Source organism: Paenibacillus sp. J31P190 (assembly GCF_059692075.1).
The window spans coordinates 230,333-250,261 of record NZ_JCAUAS010000010.1 but is presented as its reverse complement, the minus strand read 5'-3'; the positions used below and the strand labels follow the sequence as shown (position 1 = coordinate 250,261).

Sequence of the window (19,929 nt, the reverse complement as noted above, 5' to 3'; positions counted from 1 at the left end):
GGAGCATTATTTTCAAACTTATCCAATGAAAGGTAGTTCAAATTAATCATAAATATAGTATAATAGGCCTATCAACCATGAGGAGCAGTTCGTATGTCACAAGCAAATAAGCGCTCCAGCTTCCGACTCAATCTTCAAATTCCTTTATCAGCCTTGTTCAAAATCATTGGTATCAAAAACAAGGCAGCTGACACCAAACATTCTAAGATAATGATAAGAGATATTAGCTCAGGCGGTATACGTATTCACACCCCATTGAATCTTCCTATCGATATGAACTTGCTGCTGGAATTCACTTTTCATCTTTTTCATCAAGAGATCAAAGTATTAGGTGTCCTCACACGAAAAACGATGCTGAATCCATCCCTCTATGAATACGGGATTGAATTCAGCATCGCAGATCCAATTATGGAACAGCAGCTTACCAGTCATCTGATCTTATTAGGTGCTCGTTTAAAACATAACAACATGCTGGCCAGCTGCAGCTTCTGTTCTGATGAAGATATGGCAGATATTTTCTCTACCACCTATGAGATTACATAGCAGCTGCAAGCTTCTGTACAAATTGTTCCAAGTACATCTGATCGATATCATCAAATCGGTTCTTGATAGGACTATCAATATCCAGCACCCCGACGAGCTCATTTCCAACAAGGATCGGTACCACGATCTCCGATTGTGATGCCGCATCGCAGGCAATGTGTCCTGGAAATGCATGCACATCTGGAACAAGCACCGTTTCCCGTCGTTCAGCCGATGTACCGCAAACACCTTTGCCCAGTGGAATCCGCACACAAGCCGGAAGTCCTTGGAACGGCCCCAGCACGAGCTCCTTCTTGCCACTTGTTTCATCTAATAAATAAAAACCTGCCCAATTCACATCGCTCAGAAACTGCCCAAGCAGCGCAGCAGCGTTAGCCAAATTCGCAATGCGATTCGGTTCGTCATGTATCAAAGCTTCAACTTGCTGAATCAGCAAGGCATAATTTTGTTCTCTTGTTCCCTCATAACTTGATTTCGCAAACATCTCTCTTCATCCCTCTTCCCCAAATCAATCCTACCTGCTTATCATACCAAAAGATAACCTTCCTGCCCAAATGCAAAAAAAGGGCGAGTCTGATTACACCGATTAGGCTCGTATGTATATCTAAGAATGAATAATAGAGAAAACAATCGTTTTCCCATCCGCTTCTAACCGTGTTTCAACAGAGTAGCTGCCGATTTGTTTCGTTGTGGTTTCGAGAACACCTTTAGCCGCTGCGCGTTCACAAGCATCAGTAAACTGGCGATAGAAGATGTCTGCATCATAGCCAAAAAGGAAATCCGTGAACTTCCGGATACTCTCCGTATTACGGGCCAGTGCCCCGTTTTCTAGGTGGACAGTCACACCATAGGTCATAAACTGCGGATCTAACCATAAGGATGCTTCATTGCTGTTGCGCACCTCGGTGGTCTCACCGCTCATCGCCAGCCCTTTGGCCTCGGCATCTCGGAATAAGCGCAGCGTTGTTTCTTCAAGGTCATAATTCGCGCCTCGCAGCTTGCCCGCTTCCTCCATCACATCGTAGGCTTGCAGCATTCGCTGATCGGGGAATACCAGCTTCTTATAGCTGCCATCTTTCGTAGGCACCACTTTGATGAACGCTTCACTTCCACTGTTTACACTGATGCGCTTCGACTTCGTCTGTAAACGAGCAATGATTTGCAGCGCTTCAGCTCGGGTAACCGGTCGTCCAACGCCGAAGTACCCGTTCGGGTAGCCTTCCATGATTCCCTTCGTCATGGCCTCGCCGATGAATTTCTGCTGTCTGGCCGTCGCACTTTGAAGATCGCCGAATCGGGAAGCTGCTTTGAGACTGTACACTTCGTCTTCCAAATACTCGGTTTCCTTGAGTAAATAGTATAGAATTTCAGCCACATCTTCGCGCTTTAGCATTGCCTTGTAGTCACTGAACTGACCTTTGCTTATAAAATGAAGATCACTGGCCAAATCCAAATATGGCTTTGCCCAATAACCGACTGTGTTCGGTTTGAACGTGAAATCCCGATAATCCTGCTGCAAAATACTTTGGTTGCTTGCGCTGAGCGTTTGTAAAAAGCTCGATTTCCATTTGCGCTCGCCATTCGGATATTTATCTGTAAAAGCGAGCAAGACAATTTTCACAAATTGATCAGCAGTCACAGTATCATCTGGGCGAAAAGTCCCATCAGGAAAGCCGTCCAGTAATCCCTGCTGCACCATCTGACTAATCGTCTGCTCCGCCCAATGGCCTCGAACATCCGTCATACCGGCCGCTTCACTCTTCCCTTGTACGACACCTATTGTCATTACGCAACAAACTGTTGCAATTGTAAGCCATTTATTGATCTGTAACATTTTCTTACTCTCCGCTTCTCCATGATTTTTTGGCATCGTTTACACCAGTCTTTAGGATAAGCCTTCTACAATGCTTTGAGAACAGGCTTAAAGCCTAGTGATCCAAGGTGCCAAGAACTACCAACCATGGGACTATAGCCATAGGGATGGATACAAGGATAAACGACTCCGTCGTCCTTCTGGGACGAGCGCGTTTGTCAAGGTATAAGCAAAGCAAAAGTATAAAACATACACTTTCTTATCTACTGAAAAAAGACCATGCTTTCTACACATGTAGAAAACATAGTCCTTACTTTCCAACGAAAAACGGCTCATTTAGCCGATCTTTTTGCCAGCACCCACTGTTATAACGGAATTATAATAGCGCAGCCAATCTGTTATGTATAACATTTTGGTCAGGAAGTCTGGAGCATTCCCCTGCAGACTCGCATACTTTTCCTGCTGCAGCAGTTGATGCATCTCCCAGCTTTTAAGAAATATAGCTTTAATGAAAGCTTCCTCCGTTTGCGGCTTATGCAGATCCGTTCCGCGTGAGAGTTCGATTTCCTCGATAATAACGCCTCGGTAATAAGGATGTACGTTCACTAATTGCCCCGTATCAATGTAAGCAAGACCTGTAAATTCGAAAGGCAGCCAAACTAAATTCGTCTTCCTATCTTCCAGTTTAACTGTATAAGCTAAGCCCAAGTTCAGAGCAATCGGCTGCGGATAATTCTTAATTTGTCCAGACCGCAAATGATCCACTATATGCTCAACGAAATTCATGGTGTTCTCCCTCTCCGAAGGACCTGATCTTTCATTCAGTGTCCTTTCTTCATATTGCGCGTTAAGGCCTTCTATTGTCAAGACACATCATGTACGATCTTACTTTCTGAGCTTCTTTAATCATATGGTGCTATTACACTTTAAACCGTCCAACAACACTTTGTAAGGCTTCCGCCGTTTCGCTAAGGCTAATTACCGATTTATCAATGGCTTCCATCGCGTACAATTGCTCCTTCGTATGTGACACAATGGTCTGAGATTGCTGCGACGATTGCTTGGCTAAATGAGCCATCTCCGCAATGGAAGCAGATACTTCCTGGGATCCAGCGGACATTTCTTCCGTAGCAGAGGAAAGATCCTGCACTTGTTCAGAGATGTTGGCGATGGCTTGAAGAATCCCTCCAAACATGTCACCTGACTGTATAATCAGCTGCACACCGTGCTTCACCTCATCCTTCACCTCCTGCATGGAAGTCACAGAAGCCAAAGCGTCTTCTTGTATCCCTTTAATAATATCATTAATTTGCGAAGTAGACTGGATTGCTTGCTCAGCCAATTTCCTTACCTCCGTAGCCACGACAGCAAAGCCTCTGCCATGCTCCCCTGCTCTTGCAGCTTCAATCGATGCGTTAAGCGCCAGTAGATTTGTCTGTGAAGCAATGCCTGTAATGACATCTACAATATGATGGATTTCCTGCGATCTTTCCCCTACACGATCAATAATTTGCGTAGATGTTTCCACGGATTGCTCAATCCGATTCATTTGCTGGATGGAATCCGCAATGGTCGCATGACCTCGCTTCGCATCTTCCCTAGCATCTAAGGAGGCTGTCGCTACTGTAGAGGAGGATTCTGCCATACGTTGAATCCCTACTGCCATCTCTTCCATGGCTCTTGCACTTTCGGATGCGCCTTGATCCTGTGCCGCATTCCCCGCTGCAACTACATCAATCGCATGAGCGATTTCACTCGTTGCTTGTATGGTAAGCCGTGCATGATTCCCCAGCTGACCCCCAGATTGGTGAACCGCGTCCGCATTCACAGTGGCTTCATGTAGAAGAGAGCGAAGCTGACCCACCATATTATTGCAAGCATCGATTAATTGCCCCGTTTCATCCTTACTTATCTTCCCATCCAGACGTGTGGTAAGGTCGCCGTCTGCTACGCGACGCAAGAATCCTACTGCTCTTGTAATAGGCCTCGTGATCATCCGCTCTAATGTAAAAGCTAGAAATAATCCAATCACAACAACAGCTATGCTAGATATGATCAAAGTCTTCACCAATTGCGACATATGTTTATCTAAATTGCTTTGCGCTTCTGCATACTTCTTGTCGTAAGTAAGTACAAGCTTATCTGTTAACTCGTAAATTTGATTTTTGGCTTCATCGGTTTCATCGTCTACTTTCTTATATTCCGCTTTCAACTGTTGGGCTGTGTATTTATCTTGATTGTTATAGACCGCAACCACCTTATCGAACATCGCGATGTACAGTTGGCTTTGCTTGGCAACACTACCTGCCCACTGGCGCTCTTCCTCCGTTTTGGCCGATGCGCTAACACTTTCTACCATCTCAAGAAATGTCTTCGTATTCTCTTTGTATTCCTGGATAACCTCTTTATTGTTGTTGATGATCAAATCAGCTTGATTACTGTATAGAATGCCTACCATACTTTCTAATGATAAGGCAATCTTTTCGTTAGTCATACTGGCCGTTTGTTCACTTACACTGAGCTTAGTTGATTGTACCATTCGATAGGATAGTCCAGCTGAAATCATAAACAGCAGAATCAGAGCAACAAAACTTATCAGAAACTTAAAGCGTATTGAATGTATAAAAGAAACCACGCGCCCACCGCCTTAAGAGTTTTATTATAAATGCTTCTCTACTGCTGCAAAAAGATGTCTCTCTTCGATTCTCTCCCTTAAAGCAAATCTCCTCCAGATTTCGAGCTAAGCCATTTTTCAAATTACACCTAGAACTCCGACTCATCTGCCAGTTCGCTCTCGAATCCTATAAGGCATGATTTTTTTTATGAGAAAACCTCTATCGAGGCCAATCAAAGATGAGCGACCGCGTTTAACGAGGAGAGACTTTGATCTACGACCAAAGATCCCTATATTAGGTTTTATCGCCAATAAGAAAGCGGTTTTCGGGTACCGAAAATTTATACTTTCTTATCTGGTAAAAATCCGAACTTTTTTGTACTTGTAACGTCTAATTTAGAGAGGTGAGAGAATGGAGACGACCGGTGTCCATGTATTTGATTACTTAAAGTACGTATCTGAAACAACGGATCAGAAAGTGATTCTTCGCAATATAATGGAAACTTACGGTAATGATGTATGGAATTATGCGTTTAGTATTTGCCGCAATTCAGATTTAGCTGATGACATTACGCAGGATGCTTTCCTGAAAGTATATCGCAATCTTACTACATTCCGCGGTGAAGCTTCAGTCAAAACCTGGCTGCTTACCATTACACGTAATACCGCTTATGACTACCTACGCAAAGCATTTTGGCGCAAAGTTACACTTGTTGGCTTCATTCAATCTGCAGGCACATCACAATCAGCAGAAACAGAAGCGATGGAGAAATTATATGCTAGTGATATATGGAAAAAAGTGATATCTCTGTCCCCAAAATACAGAGAAATTTTAATTTTGCATGCCCATTATCAGCTCTCAACGAAAGAAATGGCTGCCATCCTTAACATCTCGGAGGGAACCGTTAAATCCCGACTTCACCACGCCAGACTCAAGGTGATCAGTTTGAAGGAGCGTGAAGCGCTTGAAAACTCCTGATCCGGATGATTTACATAAGCAATTGGAATCAGGACCGCTTAAGCAATCTGGCTTTACTTCCAAGCTTCAGGGCGAGATCGAGGAAGCCATTGAGCGGAAGGAACGGGCGAAGCCGAAGGTAAAGCCCCTACTCTGCTTCGCCGGACTCGGTGCGGTAGCTGCTGCATTATTGCTCTTTCCATGGAGTAGAATCCATACGCAAAGTGATGCAGCTCCTGCAATGGATGCTTCTGTTACGACTGCAGCGTCCACTAGTTCGTCCCCTGCTCCAATAAGCACCGCACTGCTTATTGGGCTAAGGACCGAGCGTGAATCTAACAATACTGAGGCGCAGCATGCTTTAGGACCCATTCGTTATAGTACTTATCGAACAATGCTTATAGCACCGGTTCGCGGCCAACTGCAGAAGACGTCCGAGGGCACAGGAATTCTGATGCCTTATAAGCAAAATTTTTGGAAAATCGAATCCTTAGTTCATAAAACGAAAACAGACGAGTTCCACTATTTATCTGCTCATCTGGCTGATCAGCCCGTGAAACCAGAAGTGTTCCCCGATCAAGCTGACGAACAGTTAAATCGCGTGGAGACCCTGTTATTTGCTGGGAATCAATATGTTTCCATTGCTGAATCGGAGGAGGCTTGGCGAGGTAATGCCCCTTATCAAGCGGAACGCATCTGGGTTCGTACCCTCCCGCAATTAAAAGAAGGGCATACTGTGCAGTTCTATAACAAACCGGTGGACAAGAACCATGTTTCGATCACCGATTTATATGGCAGCAGCAGCAGTAGCAGCATCCTTACAAATGTACCGGGCAGCTCTGCCAAATTGCTTGGTGAGATTACAGGCCAAAGCTGGACCGTCCAGCGTGAACCAGGCCGCTGGGTCGGCAAGGTTGCTGAGACGCCGCGAATTAGTGCAGCAACGCCTGATAGCTACATTCTGCACGACTTCCCGCGTGAGCTGCCTGATAAAGTCATCAATCACGATGATCTTTGCTGCTCGTGGAGCGCTATCCAGTCCTCTTGGCCGTTAGCGACCGATGCGTTAACATCGCCGATGAATGATATGATCGTCATCTTCGAGAACGGCAAGCTCAAGTTCTACCCTTACGGGCAGGCGCCAGGGAATGATCCACAGCTAACCTTGGACCTCCAGCCCGGCGAGAAGCTCGTTATGGCGCAGTGGGCAACCGATCATTACGTACAAGAGTGGATCGACAAAGTCGGCCGCTATTTGAATGATGATACGACTGAATCAAGCGTCAGTGACGAAATGGATAATAGTAGAGTCGGAAAAACCCGCTAAGTCCTGTGACTTAACGGGTTTTCGTTGTTTACCAGCCCCTGCGAGCGCGCAAACTCGTGATGTGGGCAATATGATGATTACCGTGCCATGCGTAATTGCCAACGTTCCAATCCAGTCGAATCGTCTTCCCTGACTCTGGATGTACGAATGCACGTGTAAACTGCTCATGCTGCATATCGTGCAGAACGATCATCCAGCGGCTGTGCAATGCATCGAGCAAGGTAAGCGACAACTCCACCGGAGCTGACTTGCCATCGCTAAGCTCAGCCCAGCGATCCTCGAAGTAAGGTCTGATCGTCGGTTCTTCTTCTGTCAGCGCCAGCTTAAACCTTGTATAGCTGTTCACATGGCTGTCCGCGACGTGATGTACAACTTGTCGCAGCGTCCACCCACCTGGGCGATAGGGCGTATCCAGCTGCTCGTCAGACAGCCCAGCAACCGCGTCACGCAGCCTACTTGGCGTCGACTCGATGTCAGCCATCCACTCTTGCAACTGCTCCCGTGAAATTTCACCATCGTGTTCAAACAATCCAATAGGGTAGCGTAATTCATCCATATGACCAAACCTCCAGCATCTTTTTCTCTATTATAGCGGAGTTTTGCTAGGCTGCCCATCTGCGCCCCCATCCTATCCTGGCCATCTCTCACCCAGAGAAGACGGCGGTTGCTGCTAAAGCATAGGTTTAAACGAGATAAAACCGATCCTTGTGGAGGCTAACAAAGCTCCAACAGGATCGGTTTCATGATATTAAGCATATTCCGAAACTAACGAACTCACCTTAACTGCACAAACTTTAAAACCTGGCATTTTACAGGTCGGGTCGAGCGCGTCATGCGTAAGTTTATTGACGTTCTGCGTATCGCCCCAATGCATCGGTACGAATATGGTGTCTTCTCGAATGTCGCTGCTGAACCTGCTGCGCACATAGATCGTGCCCCGTCTAGATTCCAACTTGACGAGAGTAGCATCTTCGATGCGGTACTTCTTGGCCGTCTTCGGATGAATTTCCATGAAAGACTCCACGTCTTGCGCCGCCAAAGAATGACTTCTTCTTGTCTGCACGCCAGTCAAATAATGCGTAAGCACACGACCAGTTGTTAGGTACAGCGGAAACTCCTCGCTAACTCGCTCTTTAGGCAGATGATTCTCCACAGAAGTCAGCAGCGCTTTGCCTTCCGGAAGCGGAAATGACGATTCAAACAGCCGCTTCGCACCCGGATGCTCCAGCTCCGGACATGGCCAATATACCCCTTCTTCCTTCCGTAAGCGGTCATACGTTATGCCGTAGTAATCCGCTGCACCGCCGCGACTGGCTAAGCGAAGCTCATCAAAGATGTCTTCTACATCTGCGTAGTTGAAGTATTGACCCTTGCCCAGCATATCAGCCAAATCACAGAGAATCTGCCAGTCATGCTTTGCTTCACCCGGCGCAGGACGGCCGGCTTCCCTCAGCAGCACGCGTCCTTCGAGGTTGGTCAATGTTCCTGCGTTCTCCAGATAAGCAGATACCGGTAAAATGAGATCCGCGAGCAGCGCGGTCTCTGACATTAGGAAGTCGGCTACAACAAGAAAGTCAAGCTTCTTCAGCCCTTCTTCGACGAAGTTAGCGTTCGGATTGGAGACGAGCGGATTAGAGCCCATCACGAACAAGGCGCGAATCTCCTGCTCGTGAACTTTCTCCATCATCTCGTACGCGGAGACACCCTTGCCAGGCAGCTCACTCGGGTCAATCCCCCAAACACTCGCGACATAAGCGCGATCCTCGGGGTTCTCGATCAGGCGGTAGCCCGGAAGCTGGTCAGCCTTCTGTCCATGCTCCCTTCCGCCCTGACCGTTTCCTTGACCGGTGACAGCTCCGTAGCCGCAGCCCGGTTTGCCGATTTTTCCTGTCAGCAGAACAAGGTTCAGGAAGTTGCGAACCGCCATATGCCCGTCCGTTTGCTGCTCAACGCCTCTTGCCGTGAACACCATGCCTGTGGCCGCTTTACCGTAAGCCAGCGCCGCTTTGCGGATCAACTCAGCGGAGACACCGGTTAATTCAACAATTTCAGCGAGATCCAGAGATTCCAAGTGAGATTGCAGTTCCGCAAAGCCTTTGGTACGCTGCTGGATGAAATCTCGATCAATCAACCCTTCTTCTAGCAGGATCTTCAGCATACCGTTAGCCAATGTCGCATCCATACCCGGCTTCACTCTCAAATGTAGATCCGCGATACGGGTCGTACCGGTTTCCCTCGGATCGATCACTATAATAAAGGCACCCTTTTCTTTTGCTCTTGTAAAATAAGGCATAAGTGTCGGCTGACACTCCGCAATATTCGTCCCTGCTAGTATCATGCAATCAGCCAATTCAATGTCCGACAGTTGGTTCGTCAAACCACGGTCGATGCCAAACACCTTGACACCTGCCGAAGCCGCTGCCGACATACAAAACCTGCCGTTATAATCAATGTATTTGGTTTGAAGCGCAACACGAGCGAATTTCCCCAACAAATAAGCGGATTCATTCGTCAGAGAGCCCCCTCCGTAAAGACCAACCGCATGATTGCCGTACTTTCCCCGAAGCTCAGTAAATTTGCTCACGATCTGTTCATACGCGTCCTCCCAAGATATACGGACGAATTCACCATCCTTCTTCATCATCGGATGCAGAATACGCTCTCCTGTAAGTACGTGCTGATAAGCATTCATGCCTTTTATACAAAGTCGTCCTTCCGAAGCCGCATTCATTTTCGGAACGACCGAATAAGTCAGACGCCCCTCGTCATCAGTGCCCCGTTCTTCAATCACCTGCATTTTACACTGTACGCTGCAGAAAGGGCACTGTGTATCCATCACGTGAAGAGAACCAGTACTACCTTGTTCTTGTTCTAATAATTGACTCATACACTCAGCTCACCTTATCAAAGCAGCCGTCGGCTGCAGATTTATTTGCTTCTGTTTCGTAACCTGGAGCTCCGCATTCATTCTCGCGATCAATTCAGCACGGAACAGGAGATTAAATAATCCTTCTCGCAGCTGTGTAATGCCTATGCGCTCGATCCACTGTGCTGTCGTTTCGCCGTAATTTGCCTCTTCACGATACCACTGGAAGAAAGCCGCTGACAGCTCTAGCACCGCGTCTTCCGAAGGCTCCATACACAGCAACTCTCCTTGACGGAGCTTTACCCCCCCGCTGCCGCCCACGTAAATCTCCCAGCCGCCCGGCACGCCGACAACGCCAAGATCCTTGACAAGCGTCCCCGCGCGATGGAGAGGACTTGCAGAGACAGCCACGCTCACGACAGCCGGCATTTGCAGGCGCTCCAATTTGTATTCGAGGCTGGCGCCCAGCCTGATTGAATCCTGCAGAGCGCTGGGATCGTATCCGATTCCAGTGCATGTCGCTACGGAAGCTATGGTTTTGCCGTAAGCCAGAGTCGCTGCATCCGGCTGTCCGAGCTCCGCACCGACGGAGCGTATATGCCCTGCATCGATGCCGAGCAGATCCAGATACGCGCCGCCGGTCAGCTTCACAAGCGGGATGCTGTACTTGTCGATTACATCCGCGATTTGCCTTAGCTGCTCGGCGCTCGTGACACCGCCGTACATACGAGGCCGAGCCGCGTACGTACCGCCTTTGAGCAAGTTCGCCCCCGGAGCTGCCTCAGCCGCCGCTCCAGCACCCTCGTCGTCGGTCACAGCGCCTAGCGCTTCGCCGACGTAGTACTGCAAGGCCGGACGACACGCTGCGCAGCCGTCCGCCTTGCTCCAACCCAGCGCGCTCATCACTTCGCGCGCCGTGGCAAATCTTGCGCTGCGCACAGCAGCGCGCAGCTCTTGATGACTGTGCGTTGTGCAGCCGCAAACCGTCTCCTTCGGCGCTGCCGGCGCATCCTTGCTTTGCAACGCCAGCTGCAGCATCGCAGACACGAGCGGCTTACATCCGCCGCAAGTGCTCGATGCGCGCGTGCAAGTGCGAACGTCTTCGACCGTTTCGCAGCTATTCTCGCGAACCGCATCCATGATCGCGCCCTTCGTTACGCCGTTACAGGAGCATACGGTCGCGTTAGGAGACAGCGATGCCGCATACGCTTCATCCGCACCGCCTCCTCCTGCCGCTTTTTCTTCTAACACAGATACATCCGCTTGCTGTTTGATGTATCCAAGCAGCTTGTTACCCTCGCTGCTGTCTCCGAACAATACCGCTCCGACAATTTTGTTGTTGCGAATGGCAATTTTTTTATACGTGTTATGAACGCCGTTAATCTCTTTGAGTGAAGTCGTAATCTCGGAATCGCGAATCTCTCCGGCCGAAAACACCTCAACACCGGATACCTTCAGCTGCGAATACAAAATGGAGCCTGAATAGCCTTCGGTATCAACGCCGCAAATTCTCTTCGCCAGCACTTTGCCCTGATCATATAATGGTGCTACGAGACCGTATACCATTCCACGGTGCTCCGCACACTCCCCAACAGCATACACGTTAGGCACATTTGTCTCCATGAAATCATTAACGACAATCGCCCGATTCGTCTCCACGCCGCTGTCGGCCGCAAGCTTGATGTTCGGACGCACACCTACCGCAATAACGACAAGCTCGGCCTCTACTTTGCTTCCATCCTTGAACTGCAGACCTTCCACCCGTTTTTTACCGATGATTTTTTCCGTCTGCTTTTCAAGCAGAAAGCGCATCCCCTGCTTTTCCAGTTCCTTACGCAGCATATTCGCTGACGTCGGAGTCAGCTGGCGCTCCATAAGATGGTTGAAAATATGCACCACTTGGACTTCCATACCCAGATTAAGCAGTCCTCGCGCCGCTTCTAAACCAAGCAGACCGCCTCCGATAACGACGGCTTTTTTATATGATTTAGAAGCTTCCAGCATTTTATTGCAATCGTTAATATCCCGGAAAGCTGTCACGCCCGGTTTATCCGCCCCCGGCAGCGGAAGCATAAACGGCAGTGAACCCGTGGCCAGGATGAGTTGATCGTACTCAACAGTACGCCCCTTTTCACTGATTACCTGCCGCTTAGCCGTATCGATGTTGACAACCGGATCACCTGCATACAGCGTTATGCCGTTATCTTTATACCACTGCCAGTCATTAATGGTAATATCATTTACCGTTGTGTCGCCCTGAAGCACCTTGGACAGCATAATGCGGTTATAGTTCGGGTGCGGCTCGCCGCCGAAAATCGTAATCTCGAAGCGATCGGGAGCAAGCCCCAGAATTTCTTCCACACAGCGTACTCCGGCCATACCGTTACCGATTAAGACAAGTTTTTGTTTCCCCATATATGCTTGACCTCCACGTTTCCATGCTGAAGTTCTATCCCCGCCAAAGGGAGCTTCCCTATTTAAACTGTTGTCACGCCCTGTTTGTTGATCACCATACGTTTAGTCGCATGATTCATATAGAGACAACCGCATGCAAAAAACATAAGCATGACGAACCCAAGTGTGTATGCGCCTGACAAATCCTTAACAATGCCGAGTACGATCGGCGGAAAAAAACCGCCCACACCGCCTGCGGCGCCAACGATGCCCGTTACCGCTCCCGTATTGCCCGAGGAGACTTCCGGAACCATTTTAAACACAGCCCCATTCCCTACTCCGAGTAAGGCGGCGGCAGTCAGACAACTCGCACTGAACCCGACAAATTGATGCAAGGATGCCGCCATGACGAGCGAAGTGACGATGATTCCCGCAAACACAACCACCAGAACTCTGCGTGAACCGAGGCGGTCCGCGCAATATCCACCTAAGGGGCGAATGAGCGTGGCAATAACAACAAACCCGGCAGTTTTAACGCCAGCTTCCGTAGCCGACAATTGAAATAAATCTTTGAGAAATGTTGGCAAGTAAACGCTGAAAGCAACGAAACCGCCGAATGTCAGAAAATAAAAGATCGATAAATACCAAGTCGACGGCTCCTTAAGTACGACCATCGATTGTTTGAATGTCTTCACCTTAACCGGTGCAGGTAAATCCTTCGTCCCGATCCAAAAGAGCGCAGTTATGATCACAATCATAATCGCTAGGCTCCAAAATACCCATTGCAAACCGTAACTGTTAAAGACGAAGGGCAAAGCATAACTAGCCGCTGCTCCGCCCAAATTACCAAGTCCGGCTAATCCAAGCACAAGACCTTGTCTCTCCGGCGGGAACCAGCGCGATACATACGTCAGGGAAATGGCAAAAGTCGTCCCAGCTATCCCGATAAACAGCGCACACAAAAGCAGCAGCCAATAAGAATGAGCCCAACCTGCTAGCAGCAGAGGAATCACGAGAAACAGCATCGTTGATGCAAATACTCGCTTACCGCCGAAGCGATCTGTATAAATCCCCATCGGGATTCGCAGGATCGACCCCAGTAGAACCGGCGTGGCGATCAGCACACTTTTTTGAATGGTACTGAGATGAAATAGTTCCTGAATTTGTCCGGCAATCGGAGAAAATACACTCCAGATGACAAACGAAGCCATCATAGCCATTGTTGATAACCCTAGAGCAAGTGCGGATCCATTTTGTCGCATAATTACAACACTCTCCTCGGCTAGGATGCCAAGATACTTTCCTCTGCAATATGCAGATACATATCTCCGTTCTCATCCACTTCCACCTGGAAAGCTGTTACGCAGCCTTCGTCCGGCGCTTGAACGACTCCATCGTGCAAATTGATCTTCCAATCGTGCAGCGGGCAAAATACGTGATGATCGCACACGATACCTTCGGAAAGCTTACCCGCTTTGTGCGGGCAGCGATTCTCAATAGCTCGAACGGCACCACTTGAAAACTTGAATACGGCGATTTCCAATGCTCCGATTCGGACAACCCTCGATCTTTTTTCCCCAATTTCTGAAATGTTCCCAACGTGAACTCGTTTCATATGTCTCATCCCCTCTATTTCAAAATAGACGCTGCCGACTGCTCTTCCATTGGAACGAATGTCTTGCGCAGCTCTTGCTGTTCAATGATTTCTTTCCAAGGATCTTTCATCAGATCCAATGCCTTCTCAATGCGCTCTATAAGAGCGGCGCGGTCTTCCTTACTCTCCAGCGCATCTTTGATCGTATCTAAACCTACACGTTCTACCCACTCGGCCGTCCGTTCGTTGTACTTCCCTGTTTCGCGATAGTATTGCAAGTAAGCACCGGACCATTCCAGTACTTCTTCTTCGGTTTTCACTTTGCACAGTAAATCGGTTCCACGAAGTTTCGTGCCTCCGTTACCGCCGACATGCAGCTCCCAACCTCCGTCAATTGCCACAACACCAAAGTCCTTAATCGTGGCTTCCGCGCAGTTCCGAGGACAGCCCGATACGGCCATTTTAACTTTTGCCGGCGTACCCAGACGCTCAAACTTCTTCTCAAGCTGAATACCCATGCCGATTGCATCTTGTGTTCCGAAGCGGCAGAACGTCGAGCCTACGCACGTTTTCACTGTACGCAGCGACTTACCGTACGCGTAGCCTGACGGCATATCGAGATCAGCCCACATGCCGGGCAAGTCTTCCTTCTTCACGCCGAGCAAGTCGATACGCTGACCACCCGTCACTTTCACGAGCGGCACTTCGTACTTTTCTGCGATTTCTGCGATTTTTTTCAGATCCTTCGGTGTCGTTACACCCCCATACATTCTCGGAACGACCGAGTACGTGCCATCCTTCTGGATATTCGCGTGATTGCGTTCGTTCACAAAGCGGGACTCTCTTTCGTCTTCATGCTCTTCCGGCCATACCATGGCAAGATAATAATTGAGCGCGGGGCGACATTTGGAGCAGCCTTCTGTGTTGGACCATTCCAGTACATTCATGACTTCCTTCGATGTCGTTAATCTCATACTGCGGATCGCTTCCACCACTTCATCACGTCCGAGTGTCGTACAACCGCATATGCCTTCTTTTGTAGTTTTCACACCGTCTTCTCCGAGTACGTAAGTGAGTACATCAGCTACAAGAGGCTTACAGCCGCCGCAAGAACCCGATGCTTTGGTACATGCTTTTATCTCATTGAGGCTGGAACAGCCTTTCTCTTGAATTGCCTGAACGATCGCGCCTTTGGAGACGCCGTTACAGCCACAAACAATTTCGTCATCGCTCATCGATGCAACTAAATCTATGCCAGACTTCGCTTTACCTCCACCTTCACCGAGCAAAACCGTCTTTTCTTTACCTGTTACATCTTCTCCATTACGAATCATCGCAAACAGGCGGGAGCTGTCACTGATGTCACCGAACAAAACAGCACCGATGACTTTGCCGTCTCTAATGACGACCTTCTTATAAATACCTTCGAAATCGTCCTGCACGCGCACGGCACGGGTATCCGGTTTATCCGCATATTCACCTGCCGAGAACACGTCAACGCCCGATACTTTCAGCTTGGTCGATACGACGGAGCCTTGATAACCAGCGGTCTCTATGCCGGCGAGCCGCTTGGCAAGCACCCCGCCTTGCTCGTAGAGCGGAGCGACCAAGCCATACGCCACACCGCGATGTTCGGCACATTCGCCGACGGAATAGATGTTAGGCACGTTCGTTTCGAGAAGGTCATTGACGACAATACCTCGATTGATCTCAATTCCGCTGCTTTTGGCAAGCGCAATGTTAGGGCGAATCCCTACGGCCATGACCACGAGGTCTGCTTCAACTTCCGATCCGTCGGTAAAACGAAGACCCGTAACACGCTTTTTACCTAGAATCGATTCACTATTTTTCTTTAACAGAAACTTCATGCCTTGACGTTCCAATTCTTGCTGCAGCAGGAGAGAAGCTGTTCTGTCGAGCTGGAGATTCATCAAGTATTCGTTAATGTGTACAACAGTTACTTCCATATTGAGATTTAGCAGGCCGCGCGCTGCCTCCAGACCGAGAAGCCCTCCACCGATCACGACTGCTTTCTTGTATTTCTTGGCTGTCTCGATCATCATTTCGCAATCTTTGATATCCCGGAAGGCGATGACGCCTTCTTTATCCGCGCCAGGCAGCGGAAGCATGAACGGCAGCGATCCTGTTGCGATGATCAGTTCATCGTAAGGGACGCTAACACCTGCGTCAGTACTAACGAGCTTGCGTTCCGTATCGATTTTGTTGACTGTATGTCCCGTGTACAATGCGATGTGATTTTCTTCGTACCAAGACCAGTCGTTGATAACAATGTCCTTCATATCGGCATCGCCGGCCAAAACGGATGAAAGCAGGATGCGATTATAGTTCGGGTGCGGTTCGCTTCCGAAGATTGTAATTTCGTAGCGGTTCGGCGCAAGCTTTAACATTTGCTCAATACAACTGACTCCAGCCATTCCGTTTCCTACCATAACAATTTTTCTCTTCATTGTGATTCACGCTCCTGCATCGGTTTTATTGTGACATTCAATGTTAATTAATTGGTGTTTTCTTCAATATTCGTTACAAAGCACATTTATTACGTCAAATTATCTAACATACGAATAATTACTACTAATGTAACTCAGAAGTTCGTATTTTTCAACAAAAATTTGCTGTTTCACTTAGTATAACAACCAAATGAATCTTTATATTACGAACATTAGAACAAAAATAATAGATTATTGTTCGTGTTTATGAATAAATTGCAGTTATTTTATGGAATATACGAACAATGTGTTTATTTTAAAAGATTTTGAAAACGTTTTAATGTTATGTTAAATAACATTAATGCAGTTGCCGTGAATTAGTGCCGCGACGCCTGATAACTACGATTTAACGAATAGAAGCTAGGCAGGCTCAGAGGGCAACCTATCATTACGTACAAGAGTGGATCGATAAAGTCAGCCGCTATTTGAATACTGATCAGGATGAATCGAGCTTCAGTGATGAAGTGGATAATGATAGTTATAGAAAAAACCCGCTAAGTCCTATGACTTAACGGGTTTTCGTTGTTTACCGCGCGCAAGCTCGTGATATGGGCAATATGATGATTTACCATGCCAATGCGTAATTGCCAACCAATCCACTCGAATCGTCTTCCCTGACTCTAGATGTACGAAATTACGTGCAAACTGCTCATGTCGCATAACGTGCAGAACAATCATCCAGCGGCTGTGCAATGCATCGGCAAGACTCCACCGAAGCCGACTTCCCATCGCTAAGTTCAGCCCGTGAACCTCGTAGTATGGTTTGATTGACATTTACATTAAATCAAGATATCTCGTTTACACAAGTTATTTTACAAAAATTAAAATTTGATTAGCTCCTGTCCGCTTCATGACCCGATACCCTTCAGCTGAAGCAGTTGCGATACCCTCATCATTCGGCTTACAGTATCCTTTTGGCAGACAGGTTCCGTCGTCCCGAATAAGGAGCTTACCCACTAGACCAACAACAACCCATTCAGGTCTCTGCAGTCTTGGAATATATTCATGTGAAGCATCCCACTCGGGATTTAATATGGGTTCGTTTTTCGTGAATTCCGGAACCATGACATTCCCTTCGTTATCTTTGACTTCCGGTACAACAACCTCATGGTACTGGACCCTACCCCACTCATCTCTGACGAAAAGGTCGTGCCAACGTAAATCGCTTGCATCTGCAATCATGGCCGGCGTCGCGCTCACGACCCCAAGGATATAATCATCCGTGCTAGTAGCTTTTCGGATCTTGTCGCCTTCTCCATCTAATGTCACAAAATACCCAACGTCAATCGAGTTGCCATCAATCGTTTCAAACATTTCGGCATAATCAGCCGCCGCAGGCGAGAGAACAACACCATCTAAGTAGAGATTTCCTGTTCCTCCTTCAATTACAGCAGCATTTAATGTTGGTCCCACAACAAGCCCGTTGGCCAGATGCCAAGAAAAAGGAAACCGAGTGGACCCATTTAGTCCCATGATGTGGGAGCCTGTATGGGCTACACTTACAACTGTATTTATACCTTCCGAATGGGAGAAACTTGCTTGTGCTTGAGTGACGAATCCCTCGGCATGGGAAATGTCTCCACTAGCTACTGTTAGTTGTCCTTCGGCATGGGAGTTAAACCCACTAGCTACAGACGCTGCTCCTTCTGCATGAGATAATACTCCACTAGCAACGGTTAGCTGACCCTCGGCATGGGAGCCAAATCCACTAGCCGTTGTGCGATCCCCTTGGGCATGAGAGGACCTTCCACTCGCCATTGTAATTTCACCTTCGGCGTGGGAAAAGTCCCCTATCGCCTGCGGACCCTGAAATAATGTGACGATTGGTGTTCCTCCTTCGGCATGAGCGCCAAAACCACTTGCGATTGTCCCAATCCCTTCTGCATGCGAACTGCCGCCACTGGCTGCATTAGGAGCAGGATTCAATAATGGATCTGTACCACCGCCCTCCGCGTGGGAAGCTCTTCCACTAGCTGTGTTATTTTCGCCTTCCGCGTGGGCTGCGAACCCTGTCGCACGCGTACCAAAACCTTCAGCGTGAGCCCCTTGCATAGTGGCTATGGTTTGAGAACCTTCAGCGTGGGACGAAGCTCCACTTGCGGTTGTTCCCAATCCTTCGGCATGGGCTGAAGAATTACTAGCGGTTGTTGCCAATCCTTCGGCATGTGATGCTGGTCCACTGGCTGTAGTAAATTTTCCTTCGGCATGTGAAAAATCACCTGTTGCCCGCGGGCCAAAAAGTATGGTGAAATCATCCGTCCCCCCCTCCGCATGGGATCCGAATCCACTAGCCGTTGTTCCAACTCCTTCAGCATGAGAACTCGATCCACTGGCTATTGCTGGAGCTGGATTGCCCAGTGGATCTACACCGCCGCCTTCCGCATGGGACGCCCTACCGCTCGCTGTAGTCCCTTCCCCTTCGGCATGAGCGTTGATACCAGAGATCGTTGTTTGCGTATTCAATCCTTCGGTGTGCGAATTATCTCCATTCGCTGTTGTGTTATTCCCTTCCGCGTGGGAGAAACTACCATTAGCAGTTGATCCTCCTTCGGCATGCGATGCAAACCCACTTGCTACTGAATTATTTCCTTCGGCATGCGAAAAATCCCCGAACGCCTGCGTACTTGGAACTGAGATAATATCTGGTGTTCCTCCTTCGGCATGAGCTCCAAAACCACTAGCAGTTGTCCCAACCCCTTCCGCATGCGAGCTAGAGCCGCTTGCTAAGTTAGGAGCAGGGTTACCAAGCGGATCTACGGCGCCTCCTTCCACATGAGATGCCCTGCCACTCGCCGTGTTCCCTTCTCCTTCCGCATGAGCGTTAATACCGGAGACTGTCGTTTGTGTATTGAATCCTTCGGTGTGTGAGTTCACCCCGGCCGCTATGGTTTGTGTCCCCTCTGCGTGAGAAGACATGCCGCTCGCCGTAGTCGCTCCTCCTTCGGCGTGGGATCTTGTCCCGCTTGCAACCGTATTGTAACCTTCGGCGTGAGCTGCAACTCCACTTGCCGTTGTTGAATCTCCTTCTGCATGCGCAGTGTCGATCGTTGCATTCGTAAGATACCCTTCTGTGTGTGATGCCGAACCTGATGCTGTTGTTGTATTCCCTTCTGCATGCGCTGTTTCACCACTGGCCACAGTTAAATAACCTTCAGAATGGGCTGCCGTCCCGCTGGCAGTTGTGCTCAAGCCTTCTGCATGGGCAGCAAAACCGCTAGCTATACTTCCATTCCCTTCACTAGCCATCTATGATCCCTTCTTTCAATTGAATGATATATTTATATATTTATTTATATATGTAAAAGTCTGATAG

Annotated in this window: 15 protein-coding genes; 3 read left to right on the top strand and 12 right to left on the bottom strand. The window is 48.4% G+C overall.

The features are described 5' to 3' along the window. Nucleotides 1-93 precede the first annotated feature (93 nt). Entirely contained in the window at nt 94-543 is a 450-nt protein-coding gene (locus AC58U0_RS19505; protein WP_497380631.1) for a PilZ domain-containing protein, read from the top strand. Here the strand turns inward: AC58U0_RS19505 and AC58U0_RS19500 are convergent. From AC58U0_RS19500 to AC58U0_RS19485, 4 genes are all read right to left on the bottom strand, one after another. Next, entirely contained in the window at nt 536-1,027 is a 492-nt protein-coding gene (locus AC58U0_RS19500; RefSeq protein ID WP_497380630.1) for a GAF domain-containing protein, read from the bottom strand. The genes AC58U0_RS19505 and AC58U0_RS19500 overlap by 8 nt on opposite strands. Nucleotides 1,028-1,147: 120 nt before the next feature. After that, nucleotides 1,148-2,377, bottom strand: coding sequence for an S-layer homology domain-containing protein (locus AC58U0_RS19495; protein ID WP_497380629.1), 1,230 nt, complete (start codon nt 2,375-2,377; stop codon nt 1,148-1,150). Nucleotides 2,378-2,692: 315 nt separating this feature from the next. Next, nucleotides 2,693-3,142: a hypothetical protein gene (locus AC58U0_RS19490; protein WP_497380628.1), complete on the bottom strand. Its 450-nt coding sequence runs from the start codon at nt 3,140-3,142 to the stop codon at nt 2,693-2,695. A 133-nt stretch (nt 3,143-3,275) separates the two neighbouring features. Continuing rightward, nucleotides 3,276-4,991, bottom strand: coding sequence for a methyl-accepting chemotaxis protein (locus AC58U0_RS19485; RefSeq protein ID WP_497380626.1), 1,716 nt, complete (start codon nt 4,989-4,991; stop codon nt 3,276-3,278). Nucleotides 4,992-5,382: 391 nt separating this feature from the next. Here AC58U0_RS19485 and AC58U0_RS19480 point away from each other — a divergent pair, with 391 nt between their 5' ends. Together AC58U0_RS19480 and AC58U0_RS19475 are read left to right on the top strand one after the other, a co-directional pair. After that, on the top strand, nt 5,383-5,949 hold the full coding sequence (locus AC58U0_RS19480; protein ID WP_029196193.1) for an RNA polymerase sigma factor: 567 nt from the start codon (nt 5,383-5,385) through the stop codon (nt 5,947-5,949). Further along, nucleotides 5,936-7,255: a hypothetical protein gene (locus AC58U0_RS19475; RefSeq protein ID WP_497380625.1), complete on the top strand. Its 1,320-nt coding sequence runs from the start codon at nt 5,936-5,938 to the stop codon at nt 7,253-7,255. Before AC58U0_RS19480 ends, AC58U0_RS19475 begins: the two co-directional genes overlap by 14 nt. 28 nt (nt 7,256-7,283) lie before the next feature. Here the strand turns inward: AC58U0_RS19475 and AC58U0_RS19470 are convergent, their stop codons facing one another. The 8 genes from AC58U0_RS19470 to AC58U0_RS19435 all read right to left on the bottom strand — a co-directional run bounded on the left by AC58U0_RS19470 (nt 7,284) and on the right by AC58U0_RS19435 (nt 19,862). Beyond that, nucleotides 7,284-7,811, bottom strand: a complete 528-nt coding sequence (locus AC58U0_RS19470) for a YfiT family bacillithiol transferase (protein WP_497380624.1) — start codon at nt 7,809-7,811, stop codon at nt 7,284-7,286. 192 nt (nt 7,812-8,003) lie between these two features. Then, nucleotides 8,004-10,142, bottom strand: a complete 2,139-nt coding sequence (nasC, locus tag AC58U0_RS19465; protein ID WP_497380623.1) for an assimilatory nitrate reductase catalytic subunit NasC — start codon at nt 10,140-10,142, stop codon at nt 8,004-8,006. A 9-nt stretch (nt 10,143-10,151) separates the two neighbouring features. After that, the gene (gene nirB, locus AC58U0_RS19460; RefSeq protein ID WP_497380622.1) at nt 10,152-12,536 is read right to left on the bottom strand and encodes a nitrite reductase large subunit NirB; all 2,385 of its coding nucleotides are present in this window, start codon (nt 12,534-12,536) and stop codon (nt 10,152-10,154) included. Nucleotides 12,537-12,598: 62 nt separating this feature from the next. Then, a complete protein-coding gene (locus tag AC58U0_RS19455; protein ID WP_497380621.1) occupies nt 12,599-13,777 on the bottom strand; it encodes an MFS transporter in 1,179 nt (392 codons plus the stop codon). A gap of 20 nt (nt 13,778-13,797) precedes the next feature. Next, nucleotides 13,798-14,130 (bottom strand): nitrite reductase small subunit NirD, encoded by a 333-nt coding sequence (nirD, locus tag AC58U0_RS19450; RefSeq protein WP_497380620.1) that lies wholly within the window; start codon nt 14,128-14,130, stop codon nt 13,798-13,800. A 14-nt stretch (nt 14,131-14,144) separates the two neighbouring features. Beyond that, on the bottom strand, nt 14,145-16,577 hold the full coding sequence (gene nirB, locus AC58U0_RS19445) for a nitrite reductase large subunit NirB (protein WP_497380619.1): 2,433 nt from the start codon (nt 16,575-16,577) through the stop codon (nt 14,145-14,147). Between the two features lie 540 nt (nt 16,578-17,117). Then, nucleotides 17,118-17,390 carry a DinB family protein gene (locus AC58U0_RS19440; RefSeq protein WP_497380618.1) on the bottom strand — a complete coding sequence of 91 codons (273 nt, stop codon included), beginning with the start codon at nt 17,388-17,390 and terminating at the stop codon, nt 17,118-17,120. 33 nt (nt 17,391-17,423) lie between these two features. After that, complete coding sequence (locus AC58U0_RS19435) at nt 17,424-19,862, bottom strand: peptidase G2 autoproteolytic cleavage domain-containing protein (protein ID WP_497380617.1); 2,439 nt, start codon at nt 19,860-19,862, stop codon at nt 17,424-17,426. Nucleotides 19,863-19,929 lie beyond the last annotated feature (67 nt).

Coding starts and splice junctions, on each gene's coding strand:
- AC58U0_RS19505 (WP_497380631.1), top strand. CDS start 94: ATGTCACAAGCAAATAAGCGCTCCAGCTTCCGACTCAATCTTCAAATT.
- AC58U0_RS19500 (WP_497380630.1), bottom strand. CDS start 1,027: ATGTTTGCGAAATCAAGTTATGAGGGAACAAGAGAACAAAATTATGCC.
- AC58U0_RS19495 (WP_497380629.1), bottom strand. CDS start 2,377: ATGTTACAGATCAATAAATGGCTTACAATTGCAACAGTTTGTTGCGTA.
- AC58U0_RS19490 (WP_497380628.1), bottom strand. CDS start 3,142: ATGAATTTCGTTGAGCATATAGTGGATCATTTGCGGTCTGGACAAATT.
- AC58U0_RS19480 (WP_029196193.1), top strand. CDS start 5,383: ATGGAGACGACCGGTGTCCATGTATTTGATTACTTAAAGTACGTATCT.
- AC58U0_RS19470 (WP_497380624.1), bottom strand. CDS start 7,811: ATGGATGAATTACGCTACCCTATTGGATTGTTTGAACACGATGGTGAA.
- nasC (WP_497380623.1), bottom strand. CDS start 10,142: ATGAGTCAATTATTAGAACAAGAACAAGGTAGTACTGGTTCTCTTCAC.
- nirB (WP_497380622.1), bottom strand. CDS start 12,536: ATGGGGAAACAAAAACTTGTCTTAATCGGTAACGGTATGGCCGGAGTA.
- AC58U0_RS19455 (WP_497380621.1), bottom strand. CDS start 13,777: ATGCGACAAAATGGATCCGCACTTGCTCTAGGGTTATCAACAATGGCT.
- nirD (WP_497380620.1), bottom strand. CDS start 14,130: ATGAAACGAGTTCACGTTGGGAACATTTCAGAAATTGGGGAAAAAAGA.
- nirB (WP_497380619.1), bottom strand. CDS start 16,577: ATGAAGAGAAAAATTGTTATGGTAGGAAACGGAATGGCTGGAGTCAGT.
- AC58U0_RS19440 (WP_497380618.1), bottom strand. CDS start 17,390: ATGTCAATCAAACCATACTACGAGGTTCACGGGCTGAACTTAGCGATG.
- AC58U0_RS19435 (WP_497380617.1), bottom strand. CDS start 19,862: ATGGCTAGTGAAGGGAATGGAAGTATAGCTAGCGGTTTTGCTGCCCAT.